Below are 18,387 nucleotides of genomic sequence, written 5' to 3'. Positions count from 1 at the left end.
GCCGGGAACGTTGCCGTCGTCGCCGCTGGCGGTGACCGCGGAGACCGTCAGCGTGCGCGTTTCCACGCCTGGTCAGGGGCCCGTCGCAGGCCGGACATCGACCCCCTTGGCAGTAAGACTCATCACTTGTAGAATTCCTCGCATGATGAAGACCGACGTGCAGTCCTACATCAGGGAGAAGTTCGCCGAACACGCCGGCCTGCCCGAGGACCAGCTGTTCGCCGACGACGTGACGCTGGCGACCGTGATCGCCCGCAGCCCCCGGATGACCAACAGCATCGACCTCATGGAGGCGTTCGCCCGCACCGCCAACGCGCTGCGCAAGGAGTACGGCGCACGGGTGCGCCTGCCCGCGATGCCGCTCGACACCCCGACGTCGACCGTGCTGCGGGTCTTCCAGGAGGAGTTCGACCGCCAGAAGGAGGCCGTGGCATGACCGTCATGGACGTGCGGCCGGTGATCCGCCGGTCGACGCTGCCCGCCGGCCCGCCCGCGATCATCACCGACCTCTACGCCGCGTTCACCGAGCGCGGGATGTCGCTGGTCGACGTGACCTGGGAGCAGCAGCGGCTGCACGAGTCGCGGCGGTGGAGCGTGGTGGACATGCTGGCCGCCGTGGACCTGGACCGGCTCACCCCGACCGACCGGATGCTGGTCTGGAACGCGGGCCGGGCCGAGCTGACCACCAAGCCGGGCGCGGACCGGCTGGAGCGCCAGGCCAACGCCGAGTGCAACCGCTGGCGGGAGACCGACCCGACCGTCGCGGCGATCATGGAGGCGTGCGGCACCTGGAGCCGGTACTGGAACGAGGAGGAGGCGCACCACGAGACGGTGTTCAACCGGCTCGCGGACCTCTCCGGCATGGAGCCGATCGACGACGCGACGTTCATCAACTTCCGGCAGGTCTTCCCCGACGACGACATGCTGCGCACCCTGGTGCTGCTGGCGATCTCCGAGATCACGGCGGCGGTCAACTACGGCCAGTGCCAGCACGTCGTGGAGGACCCGGGCCTGCGCCGCATCTTCAAGCAGGTCGCCGCGGACGAGATCCAGCACCGCAACTACTTCGTGGCGTTCGCCAAGGCGCTGGTCGACAGCGGGGCGTACCACGCCAAGGACGCGTTCGCGGTGGCGCACCTGTTCCTGCGCAGCGACGGCGAGCTGCAGGGCAGCGCGCGCGACAGGCTGGAGGACCGGGGCACGCACGTCAACTGGTGGGACCACCTGGAGACGAAGGACATGGACTACCGGCCCGAGGCGCTGGACAAGAAGGAGCAGCTCGTCTGCGGCGCGCTCAAGAAGATCACCGGTATCGAGGTGCACTCGCGGGAAGAGGTCGAGGACACTTGGCTGGATCTCCTCGGGAGCTGATCGGCCTGGGCCACGACCTCCAGCTGATCAGCGAGCTGGAGGTCGCCTCGGGCCTGCGCGAGCCGGACGTCTTCTTCACCGATCGGGAGCTGCGCCGCTTCGCCGGCGCGGTGGGGCCGCTGCAGAGCCTCGCGGGCGCGTTCGCGGCCAAGGAGGCGCTGTTCAAGGCGCTGCCGCCGGCGCGGGAGCCCTGGTTCTGGACGGAGGCCGAGCTGGTCCACGACCGGCACGGCGGCCCGCGCTTCGACATGCACGGCTCGCTGGCCGGTCACCTGGCCCGGCACCGGCTGCGGGTGAACGTCTCGATCTCGCACAGCGGCGGGTTCGTCTCGTCCGTGGTCGTGGTGACCACACACAGCTCGGCCTACCAGCGTTTCTTCGGCACGATCGATCGGGCGGTCCGGCATGTTCTTCGGCGAATCACGACTTACGCTCCCCGTCCGGCCCAATGACCTGGACGCCCTGGGCCACGTGAACAACGCGGTGGCGCTGGAGTATCTGGAGGCCGGCCGCTGGGACTGGATGGCGCGGCAGGGCATCGTGCACGGCGACCGGGTCGTCGCGGTGGTCGCCTCCATTCAGATCGACTACCTGGCCGAGCTTCCACGCGGCGAGGTCGAGGTGCGCACCCGGCTGGAGTCGCCGACGCAGGCCGAGATCGACGACGACGACCTCACCTTCCGGGCCCGGTTCCGCCAGCGGCTGCACCTGCCGCAGGTGCCCGGTCCGGCGGTGGACGCCCTGGTCACGGTCGCGTTCCTGGACACCGCACAGCGGTGCCTCGTTTCGATGCAGGACTTCCTGGCGACCGCCGTGCCCCGCTGACGGCGCCGCCACCCCGAACAGGAGTGGAGTGGAGATGAGCACGTCCGGCCTTCTCGCCGAGACCGAGCACTGGGTGCCCACGTCCGGCGGTCACCAGCTGCACGTCAGGCAGGTCCCGCCGCAGGGCGGCACCGCTCCCGGCGTGCTCTTCCTGCCGGGGCTCTTCTCCGACGGCGGGTTCTTCCTCGGGTCGGCGGGGCGCGGCCCGGCCACGGTCTTCCTCGACCGCGGCTTCACCGCGCACGTCGCCTCGCTGCGCGGGCACGGCCGCAGCCGCTGGCCGCGGCGGCGCGCGTACGACTGGAACTTCGACACCTACGTGCGCCATGACATCCCGGACCTGGTCCGCGGGGTGGCGCAGCTGCACCGGGGGCCGCTGTTCGTGCTGGCGCACAGCATGATCGGGTACGCGGTCCTGGCCGCGCTCGGCGTCGATCCGGCGCTGCAGCGGCACCTGGCCGGGGTGGTGACCCTCTCGTCGGCCGTCAACGACTACTCCGAGGGCGGCGCCGGCAAGCGGGTGCAGCTGCGCGGCGCCGCGGTGCTGGCCCGGCTGGCCGGGCGGTTCCCGGCGAAGGCGCTCAAGCAGGGCCGGTGGGACGAGCCCGCCGGGCTGATGCGCCAGTTCGCCGACTGGGCGCCGAAGGGCGAGTTCCGCAGCGCGGACGGCGCCACGGACTACTGGCAGGCGCTGTCCCGGGTGACGCTGCCCGCGCTGGTCGGCATCGGCGCCGCCGACACGTTCCACGCCTCGCCCGCACGCGGCCGCAAGCTGGCCGACCGGCTGGGCGGCCCGGTGGACTTCCGGGTGTACGGCAGGCAGACCGGCCTGAGCTGGGACCCCGGCCACCACGACGTGGTCCGCGGCGCGCGGGCCGAGGCCGAGGTGCTGCCCGGCGTGGCCGCCTGGATGCGCCGGATCGCCACCGGCACCCCCGCGAACGAGGAGTAGGAGCCCACCGTGCTCGAGCACATCCAGCGCAACCACGACACCGTGCCGGAGCACGGCCTGTACCTCTACGAGAAGTTCGCCGGCACGCCGGAGTTCGTGAGCTACCGCGAGTTCCCCGAGCGCATCGCGGCGTACGCGGACCACTTCCGGGCGCACGGCGTCGGACCGGGCACCCGGGTGATCGTGCCGTTCGAGACCTCCAGCACGGTGATCCTGTCCTTCTTCGCCCTGATGGAGGTCGGCGCGGTGCCGCTGAGCGTCAAGCCGCTGCTGCCGCACTCGCCGAAGGCCGGCTACGAGGACTTCCTCGGGCGGGTGGCGGGGGAGTTCGCAGCGGCCGCCGTGTTGCAGACGCCCAGCCTCGGCACCGTCGACCTGCCGCTGACGCGGCTGCCGCTGCCCCGGCCGGAGCTGCGCAAGCCGGCCGCGCGGCTGCGCGTGCCCGACGCCGAGGAGATCGCGTTCGTGCAGTTCTCCTCCGGCTCGACCTCGTTCCCGAAGGGGATCCCGATCACCCAGGGCCGGTTGCGCGCGAACCTGGCGATGATCGTGCGCACCGACGGCCGTGGGGTCGAGGACCGGGTCAGCAGCTGGCTGCCGCTCTACCACGACATGGGCCTGGTGGGCGGCATGCTGTCCTGCTTCGCGGTCGGCGGCGACCTGCTGCTGGCCGAGCCCGCGACGTTCCTGTTCGACGCCCCGGGCTGGTGGGCGCACCTGGCCCGGGAGCGGATCGTCGGCACGGTGGTGCCGAACTTCGCGGTGGACTACTCGCTGCGCCTGATGCGCGACCTGGAGGCCGACGAGCTCGCCGAGCTGGACCTGTCCGCCCTGCACGTGATCTACCTCGGCAGCGAGCCGATCAACATCCGCAACCTGGAGGAGTTCCTGGCGCTGATGGCGCCGGCCGGGCTGCGCGACGACGTCTTCATGCCCTGCTACGGCATGGCCGAGACGGTGCTGGTGGTGACGAGCCGGCCGCGCGGCGGGCGGGTCCGGATCGTGCGCTCGCCCTCCGGGCTGCCCGCGATCTCGGTCGGGCCGCCGATGCCGGAGTTCACGGTGCGGCTGCGCACCGAGGACGGCAGCGTGTGCCGGGAGGGCCGGCTCGGCGAGATCGAGCTGGCGGGCGGCACGCTGGCGGACTCCTATCTCGACGACGCACGGCCGCTCGCCGGGCCCGACGGCTTCTACGCCACCGGCGACATCGGGTTCGTCGACGGCGGGGAGCTGTTCATCACGGGCCGGATCGGCGACCGGATCAAGGTCAACGGGCAGAGCCTGTTCGCCGCGGACTTCGAGCAGGCTCTGGAGCAGCTGGCGTTCGTCCGCCGGGTGGCGGTGGCGCAGTCCGGCGGGCGGATCGTCGTGCTGACCGAGGCCGACCGCACCGCCCGGACCGACCCGGACGGCTGCCGGGCGAGGATCGCGGAGCATCTGGTGCACGCGACCGGCGTCACGGTGCGCCCCGCGGACGTGCACTTCCTGCGCCCGGGGCGGCTGCTGCGCACCAGCAGCGGCAAGCTCCAGCGACGCGCGATCGTGCGCGCCTTCGAGAACGGCGACTTCAGCGAGGCGCCGCCGCCGCGGGAGCCGCTGTGCGACATCCCCACCTGATGATTACTTGGGAGTAGGATCACGGCTACGTATCGTTAGCCCATGCGCGGTTGACTGCGAGCGCAAACAACTACGACCATCCATCTCGTGGTTGGTGATGGCGGCATGGGGCGGTGGCCGGACCTCCCCGAACCGCGGGACCTGGACCTCGGCGGCCGTCGGCTGTCCTACCGGGACTTCGGCTCCGGGCGGCCGGTGCTCGCCCTGCACGGACTCTTCAGTGAGGGCAGGGCGTTCGCGCGCCTGGCCGCCGCGCTCGCGCCACGGTGGCGCGTCATCGCCCCGGACCAGCGCGGCCACGGCTGGTCCGACCCGGCCCCGCCGTACACCCGCGAGGGGTTCCTCGGCGACATCGTCGCGCTGCTCGACCACCTGGGCATCGCGCGGCTGCCGATCGTCGGGCACTCCCTGGGCGGCGCCAACGCGTACCAGCTGGCCGCGCGCCGGCCGGACCGGGTCAGCGCGCTCGTCGTGGCCGACGTGGGCGCCGTGATCGAGGCGGACCTGTCGTTCGCCCGCGCCTGGCCCCGCCGCGCGGCCACCCGCGAGCAGTTCCTCGACGGCCTGGGCTTCCTCGGGCCGTATCTGGTGGACGGGGTGTGCGAGCACCCTGACGGCTGGGGCCTGTCCTGCCGGGTCGAGGAGGCGCTCGACACCCAGCAGCTGCTCAACGGCGACCACTGGGCCGACTGGCTCGCGGTCTGCTGCCCGACGCTGCTCATCGCGGGCAGTGACAGCTTCGTGCTGTCCGCCGACCACGCCGCCGAGATGGTGGCGAAGCTGCCCCGGGCGTCCCTGACCGTGCTGCCGGGCGGGCACTTCGTCCACGACGACGACGAGGCCGGCTTCGCCGCCGCCGTGCGCTCGTTCCTGGACGCCACGGCCGCCTAGACCCCGCCGCCGCGCCGGGACCCACCCACCTCACTCCACCCTCGCCACGTATCGAAGGGTGTACGCCGCCTCGCGCGGCGCGTCCGGCCGCATTTCCTGCCTGGTCACACCCGCTACGGCCGGTGATCGGGAAGATGCGCCTTGTCGAGACAGTTCATCGCTTGTAGAGTTCCTCACAAGATGACTTTTGCTGTCCGACCGTCCGCTATGGAGCCGCACGTAGCCACACCCCGAGGAGCCACGAAGTGACCACGATCGACACCGACGAGATCCAGGCACGCGTCACCGCGTTCATCGTCGACCACCTGCTGGGCAGTGAGTCGGCGGGCGAGCTCGACGCGGACTCCCCGCTGCTGGAGTGGGGCGTCCTCAACTCGATGAACACGGCCCGTCTGCTCACGTTCATCCGTGAGGAGCTGCACGTCTCCGTGCCGCCGACGGCCATCACCGGCAAGCACTTCCGCAGCATCAACACCATCACCAGCCTCGTGCGGTCACTGCTGCCCACCGAGGTCGCAAACGCCTGAAGCCCACGCACTACGACAAGGAGGCGATCGTGCAACCAGCGTTCGACATCGCAGTGATCGGCGGCGGTCCCGCCGGCTCGACGGCGGCGTCCTACCTCGCGAAGGCCGGCCTCTCGGTGGTCGTCCTCGAGAGCGAGACGTTCCCCCGCGAGCACGTGGGCGAGTCGCTCGTCCCCGCCACCACGCCGGTGCTCCTGGAGATCGGCGCGATGGAGAAGATCGAGGCCGCGAACTTCCCGAAGAAGTACGGCGCGGCCTGGACCTCGGCGGAGTCCCGCCCCATCGACCACATGGGCTTCACCGGCCTGACCCACGACTTCCGCGCCGCGGACATCCTCTTCCACGAGCGTGACCAGCCCGGCGTCGACCGCGACCACACGTACCACGTCGACCGCGGGCTGTTCGACCAGATCCTGCTGGAGCACTCGGCCAGCCTCGGCGCCGACGTGCGCTACCGGGCCCGGGTGCAGAAGGTGGACTTCGAGGGCGAGTTCCCCGTGGTCCACGTCCGCATCGACGACGAGCTGCAGCAGATCCCGGTGCGGATGGTCGTCGACGCCTCGGGCCGGCGCACCCTGCTGGCCAACCAGATGAAGACCAAGCAGTCCGATCCGGTGTTCAACCAATACGCGATCCACACGTGGTTCGACAACTTCGACCGCAAGGCGCTGGCGCTGAACCCGGAGCAGACCGACTACATCTTCATCCACTTCCTGCCGCTCACCGACACCTGGGTGTGGCAGATCCCCATCACCGAGACCATCACCTCGATCGGCGTGGTGACCCAGAAGAAGCGCTTCGCGGCCTCGAAGACCGAGCGCGAGGAGTTCTTCTGGGACTCGGTGGAGAGCCGGCCGGAGCTGGCCCGCGCGCTGCGCGAGGCCGAGCAGGTCAAGCCGTTCAAGTCCGAGGGCGACTACAGCTACAGCGTCAGCCAGATCTGCGGCGACAACTTCGTGCTGGTCGGCGACGCGGCCCGGTTCGTCGACCCGATCTTCTCCAGCGGGGTCAGCGTCGCGATGAACAGCGCCCGCATCGCCTGCGCGGACATCATCGCCGCCGCCGAGGCGGGTGACTTCGCCAAGAAGCGGTTCAGCATCTACGAGACCAAGCTGCGCCGCGGCGTGAGCAACTGGTACGAGTTCATCTCCATCTACTACCGCCTGAACATCCTGTTCACCGCGTTCGTCCAGGACCCCCGCTACCGGCTCGACGTGCTCAAGCTGCTGCAGGGCGACGTGTACGAGGACGACGAGCCGGCGGCGCTGGCCGAGATGCGCGAGATCGTGCGCGCGGTCGAGGAGGACGAGACCCACCTGTGGCGGCCGTATCTCGGGGAGCTCAAGGCCCCGACGGCGGCGCCCGCGTTCTGACCCTTCGACGTCGCGCCGGCTCCCGGCCGGCGCGCTCACCGTCCGCATCGTTCGGGGGCCGACCCGCGATGCCCCGGCACATCCGCCGGAGCGGGCGGGCGATCAGTTCGAGGACGCGAGCCGGGGTCCGGTCTTCCGGACTCCGGCCGGTCAAGGTTAGGAGGTTTCCCCGTGTCCTACGCTTTCCAGCCCAATCCCCCGATCCCCGCTCACGAGGTGCTGATCTTCCTGCTCCAGATCGCGACGCTGCTGCTCGTCGCGGTGGTGCTGGGCCGGGTGGCCGAGCGGTTCAAGATGCCCGCGATCGTCGGTGAGCTGTTCACCGGCGTGCTGCTGGGTCCGAGCCTGCTCGGGGCCGTGGCCCCGGCGTTCTCGGAGTGGCTGCTGCCGCACAAGGCCATCCAGTCGAACATGCTGGACGCGGTCGGCCTGCTGGGCATCCTGCTGCTGGTCGGCATCACCGGTGCCCACCTGGACCTGGGGCTCATCCGCCGCCGCGGGATCACCGCGGTCCGGATCAGCCTCTGCGGGCTGCTGCTTCCGCTGGGAGCCGGCATCGCACTCGCCTACGCACTGCCGGCGGCCTTCCTGCCGGACGGCGTCGAGCGCACCGTGTTCGCCCTGTTCCTCGGCGTCGCGATGTGTGTCAGCGCCATCCCGGTCATCGCGAAGACCCTCGTCGACATGCGCCTGCTGCACCGCGACGTCGGGCAGCTGACCATCGCGGCGGGCACCGTCGACGACGCGGTCGGCTGGCTGCTGCTGTCGATCGTCTCGGCGATGGCCACGGTCGGGTTGAGCACGATGAAGGTGTCCCTGTCGGTGCTCTACCTGCTCGGCTTCATCCTCTTCGCGGTGCTGGTGGGCCGCCCGCTGGTCAACGCCGTGATGCGGTTGGCCAACCGCAGCGAGAACCGGGGCACGACCGTCGCGGTGGTGGCGGGCCTCATGATCCTCGGCGGCTCGCTCACCCACGCGCTGGGCATGGAGCCGGTGTTCGGCGCGTTCGCCGTCGGCATCCTGATCGGACGGCCGGGTGTGGTCGATCCGGAGCGCCTCGCGCCGCTGCGCACCGTCGTGCTCTCGGTGCTGGCCCCCATCTTCCTCGCCACGGCGGGTCTGCGTATCGACCTGACCGTGCTGGGCGACCCGACCGTGCTCGGCATCGCGCTGGCGGTGCTCGCCGTCGCCATCGCGGGCAAGTTCGTCGGGGCGTACCTGGGCGCCTGGATGAGCGGCCTGAACAAGTGGGAAGGACTCGCGCTGGGTGCCGGGCTCAACGCCCGGGGCGTGGTGGAGGTCGTCGTGGCCATGGTGGGCCTGCGCGTGGGGGTGCTGGACACCAAGTCGTACACCATCATCGTGCTGGTCGCGGTGGTGACCTCGCTGATGGCGCCGCCGATCCTGCGCTACGCCATGACCCGGGTCAACCAGAACGCCGAGGAGCAGGCCCGCCGGCTCGCGCACGAGGCGTGGTCGACACCGGTCTACTCCGCGGCGGAGAAGGAGAGCGCGTCGGTGCACTGAGGGCCCGGCGACGATGTCACCAGCCGTGCCGCCCCGCCTGGCGGCACGGCTGGTGTGCGTCACAGCGGCTCGGTCAGGTAGCACCCGACGGCGTCGCCGAGCACCGCGGTGAGGCCGGGGGCGGTGGCGGAGGCGAGCACCGGCTCGCTCACCAGGTAGCGGAACAGCGCGAGGCCGAGCAGCTGGGCGGCGATGAGCTGGGCCCGCAGGCGGGGCTGGTCGGCGCCCAGGCGGGTGATGACCTCGCCGAGGAACTGCTCGATCAGGTCGGTGCGGGCGAGCGCGGCGGCGTTCTGGTCGGTGAGCGCGGCCGCGAGGCGGGCCATCGGCACCAGCCCCGCCTCGGGGCTGTCCCAGACCGCCAGCACGGTGCCGACCAGCCGGCGCCCGGCCAGCTTGGGCGACCCGTGCACCACGACCCGGACCATGCGGCGGATGTCCAGATCCAGCTCGGTCGCCTCGTCGATCAGCTCCTGCCGGGTGTGGAAGTAGTGCCGCACCAGGGCCGGGTCGACGGCCGCCCGGCGGGCCACGCCGCGGATGGTGGTGGCGTCCAGCCCGTGCTCGGCGATCTGCCGCCGGGTCTCCTCGAGGATGAGATCTCGGGTCGTCATCTCCATGGCCGGGGCCTCCCTTTCTCAACAAGCGGGGAATTCAACGCTTGACAAGTCCAGTGTAGACCGGATACTCATCTGCAGATGAGTTTTCTTTCACAACACTCCGGGGGCGGCAGATGACGGTGATCGAGACTGTGCACACCGGTCGCGCACCAGGCGTCCAGGTGGCGGAGGCGACCGACCGCGCGAGCGCGCGGCTGCTCCCGCTGTTCGACGGCGGCAACCCCGACCTGCTGCTGCCGGCCCGCGACAACGAGGTGGCCGCCGCCTACGGGCTCATCGGCGGCGTGCCGGCCGCGGCCTACGCGACCGACCCCGCCCGCCGCGGCGGCGCGATGACCCAGGAGGGCTGCGCCCGCGTCGCCGAGGTGATCGAGCGCGCCGACCTCAAGGGCCTGCCCGTGGTGGGCGTCTGGCAGTCCGGCGGCGCCTCCCTCGGCGAGGGCGTGGGCGCGCTGGACGGCGTCGGCCGCGTGTTCCGGGCCATCGTCGGCGCCTCGGGCCGGATCCCGCAGATCTCGGTCGTGCTCGGCTCGGCGGCGGGCGGCGCGGCGTACGGGTCCGCGCTGACCGACCTCGTGATCATGGCCGAGGAAGCGTCGATGTTCGTGACCGGGCCCCGCGTGGTGCGCGACGCGACCGGCGTCGAGGTCGGCTTCACCGAGCTGGGCGGCGCAGCGGTGCACTCGCGGCACAGCGGCGTGGCCCACCTGATCCGCCGCGACGAGGGCGACTGCCTGGCCACGGCCCGCGACCTGGTCCGCCTGCTCGGCGGGCAGGGCGGCTTCGGCGAGCCCGGCGACGTGCTCGACGGCACCGACCTGCGCGCGCTGCTGCCGGAGTCGCCGCGCCAGGCCTACCCCGTGACCAAGCTGGTCGACGCCCTGCTCGACGCGCCCGCGGTGCAGCTGCACCCGCGCTGGGCGCCGAACGTGGTGACCGCGCTGGGCCGCCTCGGCGGGCGCACCGTCGGCGTGGTCGCCAACAACCCGCTGAAGCTGGGCGGCTGCCTCGACGCCGACGCCGGCGACAAGGCCAGCCGCTTCGTGCGCATGTGCGACGCGTACGGCGTGCCCCTGGTGGTGCTCGTCGACGTGCCCGGCTACCTGCCCGGGGTCAGCCAGGAGACCAGCGGCGTGCTGCGCCGGGGCGCGAAGCTGCTGCACGCCTTCGCCGCCTGCCAGGTCCCCCGGGTCACCCTGATCACCCGCAAGGCCTTCGGCGGTGCCTTCATCGCGATGAACAGCAGGTCGCTCGGCGCCGACGCGGTCTACGCCTGGCCCGGCGCCGAGGTCGACGTGATGGGCGTCGAGTCCACCGTGCGGGTGGCCCACCGGCGGCGGCTCGAAGCGGTCGCCGACCCCGCCGCCCGCGCCGCGCTGGAGGCGGAGCTGGTCGAGGAGTACCGGCGCACCGAGCACGGGCTGGCGGCCGCGGTGCGCGACCGGATCGTCGACGCGGTCATCGATCCCGTGGACACCCGGTCGACGCTGATCCGCGCGCTGAGCCACCGGCGCTCGGTGCCGCACCGCCTGCCCAACATCCCGTTGTGACCGCGGAACGTCCGAGGAGGAACCGTGGACTTTGGCTGGACCCCACAACAGCAGCGGCGCCACTCGGACACGGTCGCGGCCGTGCGGGAGGCGTTCGGGCAGGCGCCGCGCGAGGAGGGTTTCTACACCCGCAAGGACTGGCTGCGCCTCGGTGAGCTGGGCCTGCTCGGCTGCTGCCTGCCCACCGCGTACGGCGGCGGCGGGCTGGGCGCGGTCGACACCGCCCGGCAGATCGAGGCGCTCGGCTACGCCTGCCCCGACACGGGCCTGGTGTTCGCCGCCAGCGCGCACCAGTTCGCCTGCGCCGCGCCCATCGCCGAGTTCGCGAGCGAGCAGGCCAAGCGTGAGCTGCTGCCGGGCCTGAGCGACGGCACGCTGATCGCGGGCAACGCGATGACCGAGACCGACGCCGGGTCCGACGTGTCCCGGCTGGTCGTCACCGCGACCGAGACCGACGGCGGGTATCTCCTCAACGGCGAGAAGACCTTCGTCAGCAACGGCCCGGCGGCCGACGTGTACGTCACCTACGCCACCACCGACCCGCACGCCGGGCACCTGGGCGTGACCGGGTTCGTGGTGGACCGCGCCTCGTCCGGGCTGGTGGCGGGCGAGCCGTTCGACAAGATGGGGCTGGGCTCGTGCCCGGCCGGGCCGGTCCGGTTCGACGGCGTGTTCGTGCCGCACGAGCGGGTCCTCGGGGTCGAGGGCCTGGGCGGCGCGATCTTCCAGCAGTCGATGAGCTGGGAGCGCACCTGCCTGTTCGCCGGATACCTGGGCCTGCTGGAGCGGCTGGTGGAGCGCGCCGTCGCGCACGCGCGCGAACGCCGCCAGTTCGGCCGCCCGCTGGCCGACTTCCAGGCCGTCTCGCACCGCATCGCGGAGATGAAGCTGCGGGCCGACACGGCCCGGCTGCTGCTCTACCGCGCCTGCTGGGAGATGGACCAGGGCAGCCCGCGCCCGATGTCGGTCGCGATGGCCAAGCTCGCGGTCTCCGAGGGCGTGCTCGCCGCGGCGCTGGACGCCGTACGCGTCTTCGGCGGGCGCGGCTACCAGCGCGCGGACGGCATCGAGGCCGCGCTGCGCGACGCCGTGCCGGCCACGATCTTCTCCGGCACCTCCGACATCCAGCGGCACATCATCGCGAAGGAATTGGGGTTGTGATGCTGCACGAACTGCTCACCCGATCCGCCGCCCGATACCCGGACAGCCTGGCCGTGGCCGGGCCGGACGGCACGCTGACCTATGCCGAGCTCGACCGCGCCACCGACCGGCTGGCGCACGGGCTGCGCAACGCCGGCGTCGAGGCCGGTCACCGCATTCTGCTGTGGAGCGACAAGAGCTGCACCGCCGTCGCGCTGATGCAGGCGGCGCTGCGCATCGGCGCGATCTACGTGCCCGTGGCGCCGGGCAACCCGGCGGCGCGGGTGGGCCGGATCGCCGAGGACTGCGCGGCCACGCTGGTCGCCGCCGACGCCGAGCGCGCCGCGGCCGGGCCGGAGGTGCCCGGCGGTTGCCCGGTGGTGGCGTTCGAGCACCTCGACGCCCCGGCGACCGGGCCGCTGCCGCCGGTGGACGGCGCGCCCGGCGACGTGGCGTACATCCTCTACACCTCCGGCTCGACCGGGACGCCCAAGGGCGTCGCGATCAGCCACCGCAACGCGCTGGCGTTCGTCGACTGGGCCGTCGAGCTGGTCGGGGTCACCCCGGTGGACCGGCTGTCCAACCACGCGCCGTTCAACTTCGACCTGTCGGTGTTCGACCTCTACGCGGCGCTGCACGCGGGGGCTTCGGTGCACCTGATCCCGCACGAGATGGCGTACGCGCCCGCGCAGCTGGTCGAGTTCATGCGCGAGCAGGACATCTCGATCTGGTACTCGGTGCCCTCGGCGCTGGTGCTGATGATGCACGAGGGCGGGCTGCTCGCCGCCGATCCGCCGCCCGCCATGCGCGCCTGCGTGTTCGCGGGCGAGCCGTTTCCGATGCCGCAGGTCAAGGAGCTGCGCCAGGGCTGGCCCAAGATCCGGCTGTGGAACTGGTACGGCCCCACCGAGACGAACGTGTGCACCTCGTACGAGGTGACCGACGCGGACCTGCAGCGCGACCGGCCGCTGCCGATCGGCGAGGCCGCCGCCGGCGACGAGGTGTTCCTGGACCCCGAGGGCGCCGAGGGCGAGATCGTGGTCGCCGGGCCGACCGTGATGGTGGGCTACTGGGGCCGCGAGCCGCAGCTCGGCCCGTACCGCACCGGTGACCTGGGCCGCCGCGCCGAGGACGGCGTGTTCGAGTACGTCGGCCGCTTCGACCACATGGTGAAGGTGCGCGGGCACCGCATCGAGCTGGGCGAGGTGGAGGCCGTGCTGGCCGCGCACCCCGCGGTGGCCGACGTGCTGGTGCTGACCACCGGCGAGGGGCTCGGGGCGCGGCTGCACGCGGTCGTCGTGCCGGCCGCCGGGCAGCGGCCCACCCTGCTGGGCCTCAAGAAACACTGCGCGGCCGGGCTGCCCACCTACATGATCATCGACACGGTGCACGTCGTCGAGGCGATGCCGCGCACCGCGAACGGCAAGAAGGATCGCGGCGCGCTGACCGCGGCGATCGTCGAGGGGAGGATCTGATGACGTCGACCGAGCCGTACCCGGCCAGCGTGGACATGGACACGTTCCGGGCGGTGATGGGGTCCCTGCCCAGCGGGGTCTGCGTGGTGACCTCCATCGACGACGAGGGGCGGCCGCAGGGGCTGACCTGCTCGGCCGTGTGCAGCGTGTCGGGCGACCCGCCGCTGCTGCTGGCGTGCGTGAAGGAGCCCAGCCGGACGCTGGACGCGATCCGGTCGAGCGGCCGGTTCGCGGTCAACTTCCTGGACGCCGACGCCCAGGCGGTGTCGGCGCTGTTCTCCAGCCCCGTCGCGGACAAGTTCGGCACCGTGGCCTGGGACGACGCCAACGGCATGCCCCAGCTGCGGGCGGCCGTGGCCACCGCGCAGCTGATCGTCCACGACACCGTCCAGGCCGGCGACCACGCCATCGTGATCGGCAGGATGGTGGAGGGCGAAGCACACCGCAACCGCTTCCCGCTGGGCTACTGGCGGGGCAGCTACGTACGCGTGTTCCGGATCGCGCGGGCGTGACCGCTCACTTCTTCGCGGGCTCGTCCGCGGTCTGCTCCGGATTGATGACCGCGGCGAGCGCGGGGGCCATGATGTCGATGACCGCGTCCAGCTTCGCGTTGGCCAGCGGGCGCAGGCCGAGCATGTGCCGGGAGGCGGCAAGGCCGAACAACATCGCGCCCACGATGGCGGCCCGCAGGTCGGCTTCGGGATCGTCGATGGCCTGGGCCAGCGTCGCGTTGAGCTTGTCGCTGCTGGTGTCGCGCAGCAGGCCGGACGCGGTCGGGTCGGCCAGCGACGAGCGGTAGATCGCCTTGACGGCGTCCCCGGCGTCGGACTCCCACAGGTCCAGGTAGAGCCGCAGCAGCTCGGCGGGCAGCTCGTCGCCCGCCTCGGCCACGACCTCGGCGACGCCGTTGCTGAGCGGCACGATGTCGGAGACGGCCGCGGCGAACACGCCGGCCTTGTCGGTGTAGAAGTGGTGGATGAGCGCGCCGTCGACCCGCGCCCGAGCCGCGATCGCGCGGATCGTGGTGCCGGCGTAGCCTCGCTCGGCGAACAGCTCGCGGGCGGCCACGGCGATGTCCTCGCGGGTCCGGCTGTCCCCGGGACGCCGACCGGTGCGGGTTCGGCGCACCGTCTTGGTGGCCGCCGCTTCCTCGCGGTCAGCTGACTGATTAACCATTTTGATCCCATTCACAGCAGAATTCATCGTGTGCTGATTATTCATCAGCATACCACCCGGAATCTGCTTGACAATGAGGTCCGCTCAATGTGACTGAACGCCCACCGGCACCTCACTCACCGCTGCCGCATGCGGACTCCACAGGACCTCCCCGCCGAACCGGCGCCGGGGCAGCGCGTGGTGCCGGCCCGGCAGCACCCGCGACCAGTCCAGCGTGATCCCCTGGCAGAACAGGTGTGCCGCACCCTCCATCAGCTCCCCGACCGTCGCGTTCGGCCGGACGTCCAGGTGGGAGCCGGGCACCTCGACGCGTACGCCGCCCCGGCGCGACCGGCCGGGCACCGGCCGGCAGCGCGCCCGCTCCGCGATCCGCCGCCCGTTGAACCGCCGGTTGACCGCCTGCATCACCTCGTCGATGCCGGCCTCGCCGGTGACCACGAGCTTGGCGTAGCGGCCGATGCCGTCGGCGGTGACCGACTCGGGCGCCAGGCCCCACAGCCGCCACAGCTCGCACAGCGCGATCTGCACCGAGATCTGCGCGGCCACGTGCGTGCTCCGGTCGGCGAAGACCGCCTCGGAGAGCAGCCGCACGCCCCGGCCCGCCGTACGGCCGACGGCCGAGCGGCACTCGTCGAACGCCTGCCGGAAGTCCGGCTCGCTCTGGTAGAGGTAGCGCGCCGAGGCCAGGGTGGACAGCGGCTCCCCGACCAGCCGCAGGCCGACCTGCTCGTCCAGCGCGGCGGCCGTGTTACCCATGATCACGTTGCCCGCCGTACGGCCGTCGGCCAGCGCGCGCAGCGAGTGCAGCGCCCCCGGCAGCGACTGCGCCAGCACGGCGGCGCGCCGGTTCAGGTGCCAGCGCCGGTGCGCGAGCGTGTGCTGGATGTCGGGCAGCCGCTGCACCGGCGTCTCGGCCAGCAGGTCGGCCAGCCCGTCCGCGGCCGCCGCGAGCCCGTTCGCGTCCGCGCCGGACAGCAGCAGGAGCAGCGGGCGCCGCCAGCGCGGACCCGGCTCGGCGGCGGTGTGCCACGGCGCGGACCCGGGCCGGGCGGGGCTGGGGCGGGAGCCCAACCGGGGCGCGTGCCAGCGGGGCGCGGGCGGCGGCACCGGCGCGACCTCCGGGCGGCCCAGCAGGATGTGCGCGTTGGTGCCGCTCAGCCCGATGGAGCTGACGCCGACCAGGCCGTGCGCGGGCAGGTCGAGCGGCGCGCCCTCGGGCATCACCCGCAGGCACGACCGGGCCCAGTCGATGGCCGGGTTCGGCACGTGGTGGTGCAGCTGCGGCGGCACCTGCCCGCTGCGCAGCACGTGCACCGCCTTGAGCAGCCCGGCCACGCCCGCCGCGGCGTCGGTGTGGCCGAGGTTCGCCTTCACCGAGCCGACGTACAGCGGCAGCCCGGCCGGGCGGTTCGGGGTGAACACGCGGCTGAGCGCGTCCGCCTCCACCGGGTCGCCGACCGGCGTGCCCGGCCCGTGCGCCTCCACGTAGCGCACGTCGTCGGGGTGCGCGCCCGCGTCGAACAGCGCGTCGCCGATCAGGTCGACCTGCGCGTCCACGCAGGGCATGGTGGGGGTCATGGCGCGCCCGTTGTGGTTCACCGCGGTCCCGCGGATCACCGCGAGCACGCGGTCGCCGTCGGCCTCGGCGTCGGCGAGGCGCTTGAGCACCACCACGCCGACGCCCTCGCCGCGCACCAGGCCGTCGGCCCGCGCGTCGAACGGCTTGCACCGCCCGGTCGGCGACAGCGCGCCGAGCTTGGTCAGGTAGATGTTGAGGTCGGGGGCGACCAGCACGTTGACCCCGCCGGCCAGGGCCACGTCCGACTCGCCGCTGATCAGGCTGCGGCAGGCCAGGTGCACCGCGACCAGCGACGACGAGCAGGCGGTGTTCACCGTCATCGCCGGGCCGTGCAGGTTCATCAGGTACGACAGCCGCCCCGCGGCGAAGCTGAACTCGCGGCCGCTGGCGAAGTTCTTGTCGATGGCGGTGGTGCCGCCGCCCTGGGCGTGCAGCAGCAGGTAGTCCATCGCCAGCATGCCGAAGAAGACGCCGGTCCGGCGGCGCGACGCGTCGTCGTCGCCGAGCCCGGCGTCCTCCGCGGCCTCCCACGCCACCTCCAGCAGCAGGCGGTGCTGCGGGTCGATCTCCCGCGCCACGTCCGGCCGGATGCCGAAGAAGGACGCGTCGAACCGGCCGACGTCCGGCAGGAACGCACCGAACCCGCAGTACCCCGCGCCCGCGGTGGTGCGGTCGTCGGCGTTGTACGCCGAGCTCCACCGCTCCGGGGGCACCGTGCCCACCGCGTCCACCCCGGCCGCGATCACCCTCTGGAACGAGTCGAAGTCGACGATGCCGCCGCCGTAGCGGCAGCCGATCCCGATGATCGCTACTGACTCCTGCTCATCCCGTCTACGACTGAGCCGCATCCCTGTTCCCCCAGGTCTGTGTATGAAAAAGCGGCGGTTACGCCGCCGCCAGCTCCTCGACGAGTCTGTCGAGGCGTGCGGCGAGCGCCGCGGTGAACGCGCGGGCGGTGAGGAAGAAGTGGCCGCCCTCGAAGATCGTCATGTCGAACGAGTCGGTGGTCTCCCGCTCCCACGCCAGCATCCCCAGCGAGTCGGCCATCGGGTCCTGCCGGCCGCCGAACACGGCGATCGGGCAGGACAGCGGCGGCCCCGGCTCGCGCCGGTAGGTCTCGGCCAGCCGCAGGTCGGTGCGCAGCATCGGCAGGTACATCTCGAGCAGCTCGGGGTGCTCGTTGACGTCGTCCGGCGTGCCGCCGAGGCGGCTGAGCGCGGCCAGCAGCTGCGTGTCGGGCAGCTCGTGGATCGGGCGGTGGGACAGGCCCGCGGCCGGTCCGTTGCGCCCGGCAACCACCAGCAGCGCCGGTGAGTTGCGCCGGTTCTGCAGGTTGCGGGCCACCTCGTACGCCAGCAGCGAGCCGAGGCTGTGCCCGACCACGATGTACGGCCCCCGGATGCGGTCGACGATCTGGCCGGTGAGGTCGTCGATGAGGCACTGCCAGTCCTCGATCAGGCTCTCCCGGAAGCGCCGCCCGTGCCCGGGCAGGTCGATCGGGATGACCTCGCTGGCGTGCGGCAGCCAGCCCTGCCAGCTCTGGAAGTGCATCGCGCCGCCACCCGCGTGCGGCAGGCAGAACACCTGGATGCGCGGTGACGGCCGGTCCTGCGTGGGCTGCGGCGCAGCGGCGAGAAGGCGACCGAGGTCATCGGAAGTAGTCATCGCGTTCCGCCTTTCCTGGTAGTCCGCGGCCGGTGCGGAACCGCGCACGCGATGTCCATTGACATGGATGTCATCATACGTAGACTTCATCAAAAGGAG

18 protein-coding genes are annotated in these 18,387 nt (G+C 72.2%); 14 read left to right on the top strand and 4 right to left on the bottom strand.

Features of this window, described 5'->3' with window-relative positions:
• The first annotated feature begins 142 nt into the window (after nt 1-142).
• The 10 genes from AB0J67_RS01790 to AB0J67_RS01745 all read left to right on the top strand — a co-directional run bounded on the left by AB0J67_RS01790 (nt 143) and on the right by AB0J67_RS01745 (nt 9,083).
• On the top strand, nt 143-436 hold the full coding sequence (locus AB0J67_RS01790) for a hypothetical protein (protein WP_363475169.1): 294 nt from the start codon (nt 143-145) through the stop codon (nt 434-436).
• Nucleotides 433-1,371: an acyl-ACP desaturase gene (locus tag AB0J67_RS01785; RefSeq protein ID WP_363475167.1), complete on the top strand. Its 939-nt coding sequence runs from the start codon at nt 433-435 to the stop codon at nt 1,369-1,371. Before AB0J67_RS01790 ends, AB0J67_RS01785 begins: the two co-directional genes overlap by 4 nt.
• Nucleotides 1,347-1,823 (top strand): 4'-phosphopantetheinyl transferase superfamily protein, encoded by a 477-nt coding sequence (locus AB0J67_RS01780; protein WP_363475166.1) that lies wholly within the window; start codon nt 1,347-1,349, stop codon nt 1,821-1,823. Before AB0J67_RS01785 ends, AB0J67_RS01780 begins: the two co-directional genes overlap by 25 nt.
• 19 nt (nt 1,824-1,842) lie before the next feature.
• Nucleotides 1,843-2,196: an acyl-CoA thioesterase gene (locus AB0J67_RS01775; protein ID WP_363475164.1), complete on the top strand. Its 354-nt coding sequence runs from the start codon at nt 1,843-1,845 to the stop codon at nt 2,194-2,196.
• Between the two features lie 34 nt (nt 2,197-2,230).
• On the top strand, nt 2,231-3,148 hold the full coding sequence (locus AB0J67_RS01770; protein WP_363475162.1) for an alpha/beta hydrolase: 918 nt from the start codon (nt 2,231-2,233) through the stop codon (nt 3,146-3,148).
• 9 nt (nt 3,149-3,157) lie between these two features.
• The gene (locus AB0J67_RS01765) at nt 3,158-4,765 is read left to right on the top strand and encodes an AMP-binding protein (RefSeq protein ID WP_363475160.1); all 1,608 of its coding nucleotides are present in this window, start codon (nt 3,158-3,160) and stop codon (nt 4,763-4,765) included.
• Between the two features lie 87 nt (nt 4,766-4,852).
• Complete coding sequence (locus AB0J67_RS01760) at nt 4,853-5,656, top strand: alpha/beta hydrolase (protein ID WP_363475158.1); 804 nt, start codon at nt 4,853-4,855, stop codon at nt 5,654-5,656.
• 245 nt (nt 5,657-5,901) lie between these two features.
• Nucleotides 5,902-6,183, top strand: coding sequence for a phosphopantetheine-binding protein (locus AB0J67_RS01755; protein WP_363475156.1), 282 nt, complete (start codon nt 5,902-5,904; stop codon nt 6,181-6,183).
• Nucleotides 6,184-6,212: 29 nt separating this feature from the next.
• Nucleotides 6,213-7,556, top strand: coding sequence for an NAD(P)/FAD-dependent oxidoreductase (locus AB0J67_RS01750; protein ID WP_363475154.1), 1,344 nt, complete (start codon nt 6,213-6,215; stop codon nt 7,554-7,556).
• Nucleotides 7,557-7,727: 171 nt separating this feature from the next.
• Nucleotides 7,728-9,083 carry a cation:proton antiporter gene (locus AB0J67_RS01745; RefSeq protein WP_363475152.1) on the top strand — a complete coding sequence of 452 codons (1,356 nt, stop codon included), beginning with the start codon at nt 7,728-7,730 and terminating at the stop codon, nt 9,081-9,083.
• Nucleotides 9,084-9,142: 59 nt separating this feature from the next.
• Here the strand turns inward: AB0J67_RS01745 and AB0J67_RS01740 are convergent, their stop codons facing one another.
• Nucleotides 9,143-9,703, bottom strand: coding sequence for a TetR family transcriptional regulator (locus AB0J67_RS01740; protein ID WP_363475150.1), 561 nt, complete (start codon nt 9,701-9,703; stop codon nt 9,143-9,145).
• Nucleotides 9,704-9,822: 119 nt separating this feature from the next.
• Between AB0J67_RS01740 and AB0J67_RS01735 the strand changes: the two genes are divergently transcribed.
• From AB0J67_RS01735 to AB0J67_RS01720, 4 genes are read left to right on the top strand one after another with little or no spacing between them, the layout of a single operon-like run.
• On the top strand, nt 9,823-11,253 hold the full coding sequence (locus AB0J67_RS01735) for a carboxyl transferase domain-containing protein (protein ID WP_363475148.1): 1,431 nt from the start codon (nt 9,823-9,825) through the stop codon (nt 11,251-11,253).
• 24 nt (nt 11,254-11,277) lie between these two features.
• On the top strand, nt 11,278-12,414 hold the full coding sequence (locus AB0J67_RS01730; RefSeq protein ID WP_363475146.1) for an acyl-CoA dehydrogenase family protein: 1,137 nt from the start codon (nt 11,278-11,280) through the stop codon (nt 12,412-12,414).
• Nucleotides 12,414-13,868 carry an amino acid adenylation domain-containing protein gene (locus AB0J67_RS01725; protein ID WP_363475144.1) on the top strand — a complete coding sequence of 485 codons (1,455 nt, stop codon included), beginning with the start codon at nt 12,414-12,416 and terminating at the stop codon, nt 13,866-13,868. The genes AB0J67_RS01730 and AB0J67_RS01725 overlap by 1 nt, the downstream gene beginning before the upstream one ends.
• On the top strand, nt 13,868-14,380 hold the full coding sequence (locus AB0J67_RS01720) for a flavin reductase family protein (protein ID WP_363475142.1): 513 nt from the start codon (nt 13,868-13,870) through the stop codon (nt 14,378-14,380). The genes AB0J67_RS01725 and AB0J67_RS01720 overlap by 1 nt, the downstream gene beginning before the upstream one ends.
• 4 nt (nt 14,381-14,384) lie before the next feature.
• On the opposite strand, the gene AB0J67_RS01715 is transcribed toward AB0J67_RS01720, so the two are convergent.
• The 3 genes from AB0J67_RS01715 to AB0J67_RS01705 all read right to left on the bottom strand — a co-directional run bounded on the left by AB0J67_RS01715 (nt 14,385) and on the right by AB0J67_RS01705 (nt 18,288).
• Nucleotides 14,385-14,936 carry a TetR family transcriptional regulator gene (locus tag AB0J67_RS01715; protein ID WP_363475140.1) on the bottom strand — a complete coding sequence of 184 codons (552 nt, stop codon included), beginning with the start codon at nt 14,934-14,936 and terminating at the stop codon, nt 14,385-14,387.
• Between the two features lie 192 nt (nt 14,937-15,128).
• Entirely contained in the window at nt 15,129-17,471 is a 2,343-nt protein-coding gene (locus AB0J67_RS01710) for a beta-ketoacyl synthase N-terminal-like domain-containing protein (protein WP_363475138.1), read from the bottom strand.
• Nucleotides 17,472-17,508: 37 nt separating this feature from the next.
• The gene (locus AB0J67_RS01705) at nt 17,509-18,288 is read right to left on the bottom strand and encodes an alpha/beta fold hydrolase (protein ID WP_363475136.1); all 780 of its coding nucleotides are present in this window, start codon (nt 18,286-18,288) and stop codon (nt 17,509-17,511) included.
• Between the last annotated feature and the right edge of the window lie 99 nt (nt 18,289-18,387).

Origin of the sequence: Catellatospora sp. NPDC049609, assembly GCF_040675365.1 — a bacterium.
Classification (GTDB): domain Bacteria; phylum Actinomycetota; class Actinomycetes; order Mycobacteriales; family Micromonosporaceae; genus Catellatospora.
Note: the sequence above shows the minus strand (reverse complement) of the source record. Positions and strands in the feature narration are given on the sequence as shown.

Excerpts from the sequence above, each read along its gene's own strand:
- AB0J67_RS01790 (WP_363475169.1), top strand. The coding sequence starts at position 143 with ATGATGAAGACCGACGTGCAGTCCTACATCAGGGAGAAGTTCGCCGAA.
- AB0J67_RS01785 (WP_363475167.1), top strand. The coding sequence starts at position 433 with ATGACCGTCATGGACGTGCGGCCGGTGATCCGCCGGTCGACGCTGCCC.
- AB0J67_RS01770 (WP_363475162.1), top strand. The coding sequence starts at position 2,231 with ATGAGCACGTCCGGCCTTCTCGCCGAGACCGAGCACTGGGTGCCCACG.
- AB0J67_RS01740 (WP_363475150.1), bottom strand. The coding sequence starts at position 9,703 with ATGGAGATGACGACCCGAGATCTCATCCTCGAGGAGACCCGGCGGCAG.
- AB0J67_RS01725 (WP_363475144.1), top strand. The coding sequence starts at position 12,414 with ATGCTGCACGAACTGCTCACCCGATCCGCCGCCCGATACCCGGACAGC.
- AB0J67_RS01720 (WP_363475142.1), top strand. The coding sequence starts at position 13,868 with ATGACGTCGACCGAGCCGTACCCGGCCAGCGTGGACATGGACACGTTC.
- AB0J67_RS01710 (WP_363475138.1), bottom strand. The coding sequence starts at position 17,471 with ATGCGGCTCAGTCGTAGACGGGATGAGCAGGAGTCAGTAGCGATCATC.
- AB0J67_RS01705 (WP_363475136.1), bottom strand. The coding sequence starts at position 18,288 with ATGACTACTTCCGATGACCTCGGTCGCCTTCTCGCCGCTGCGCCGCAG.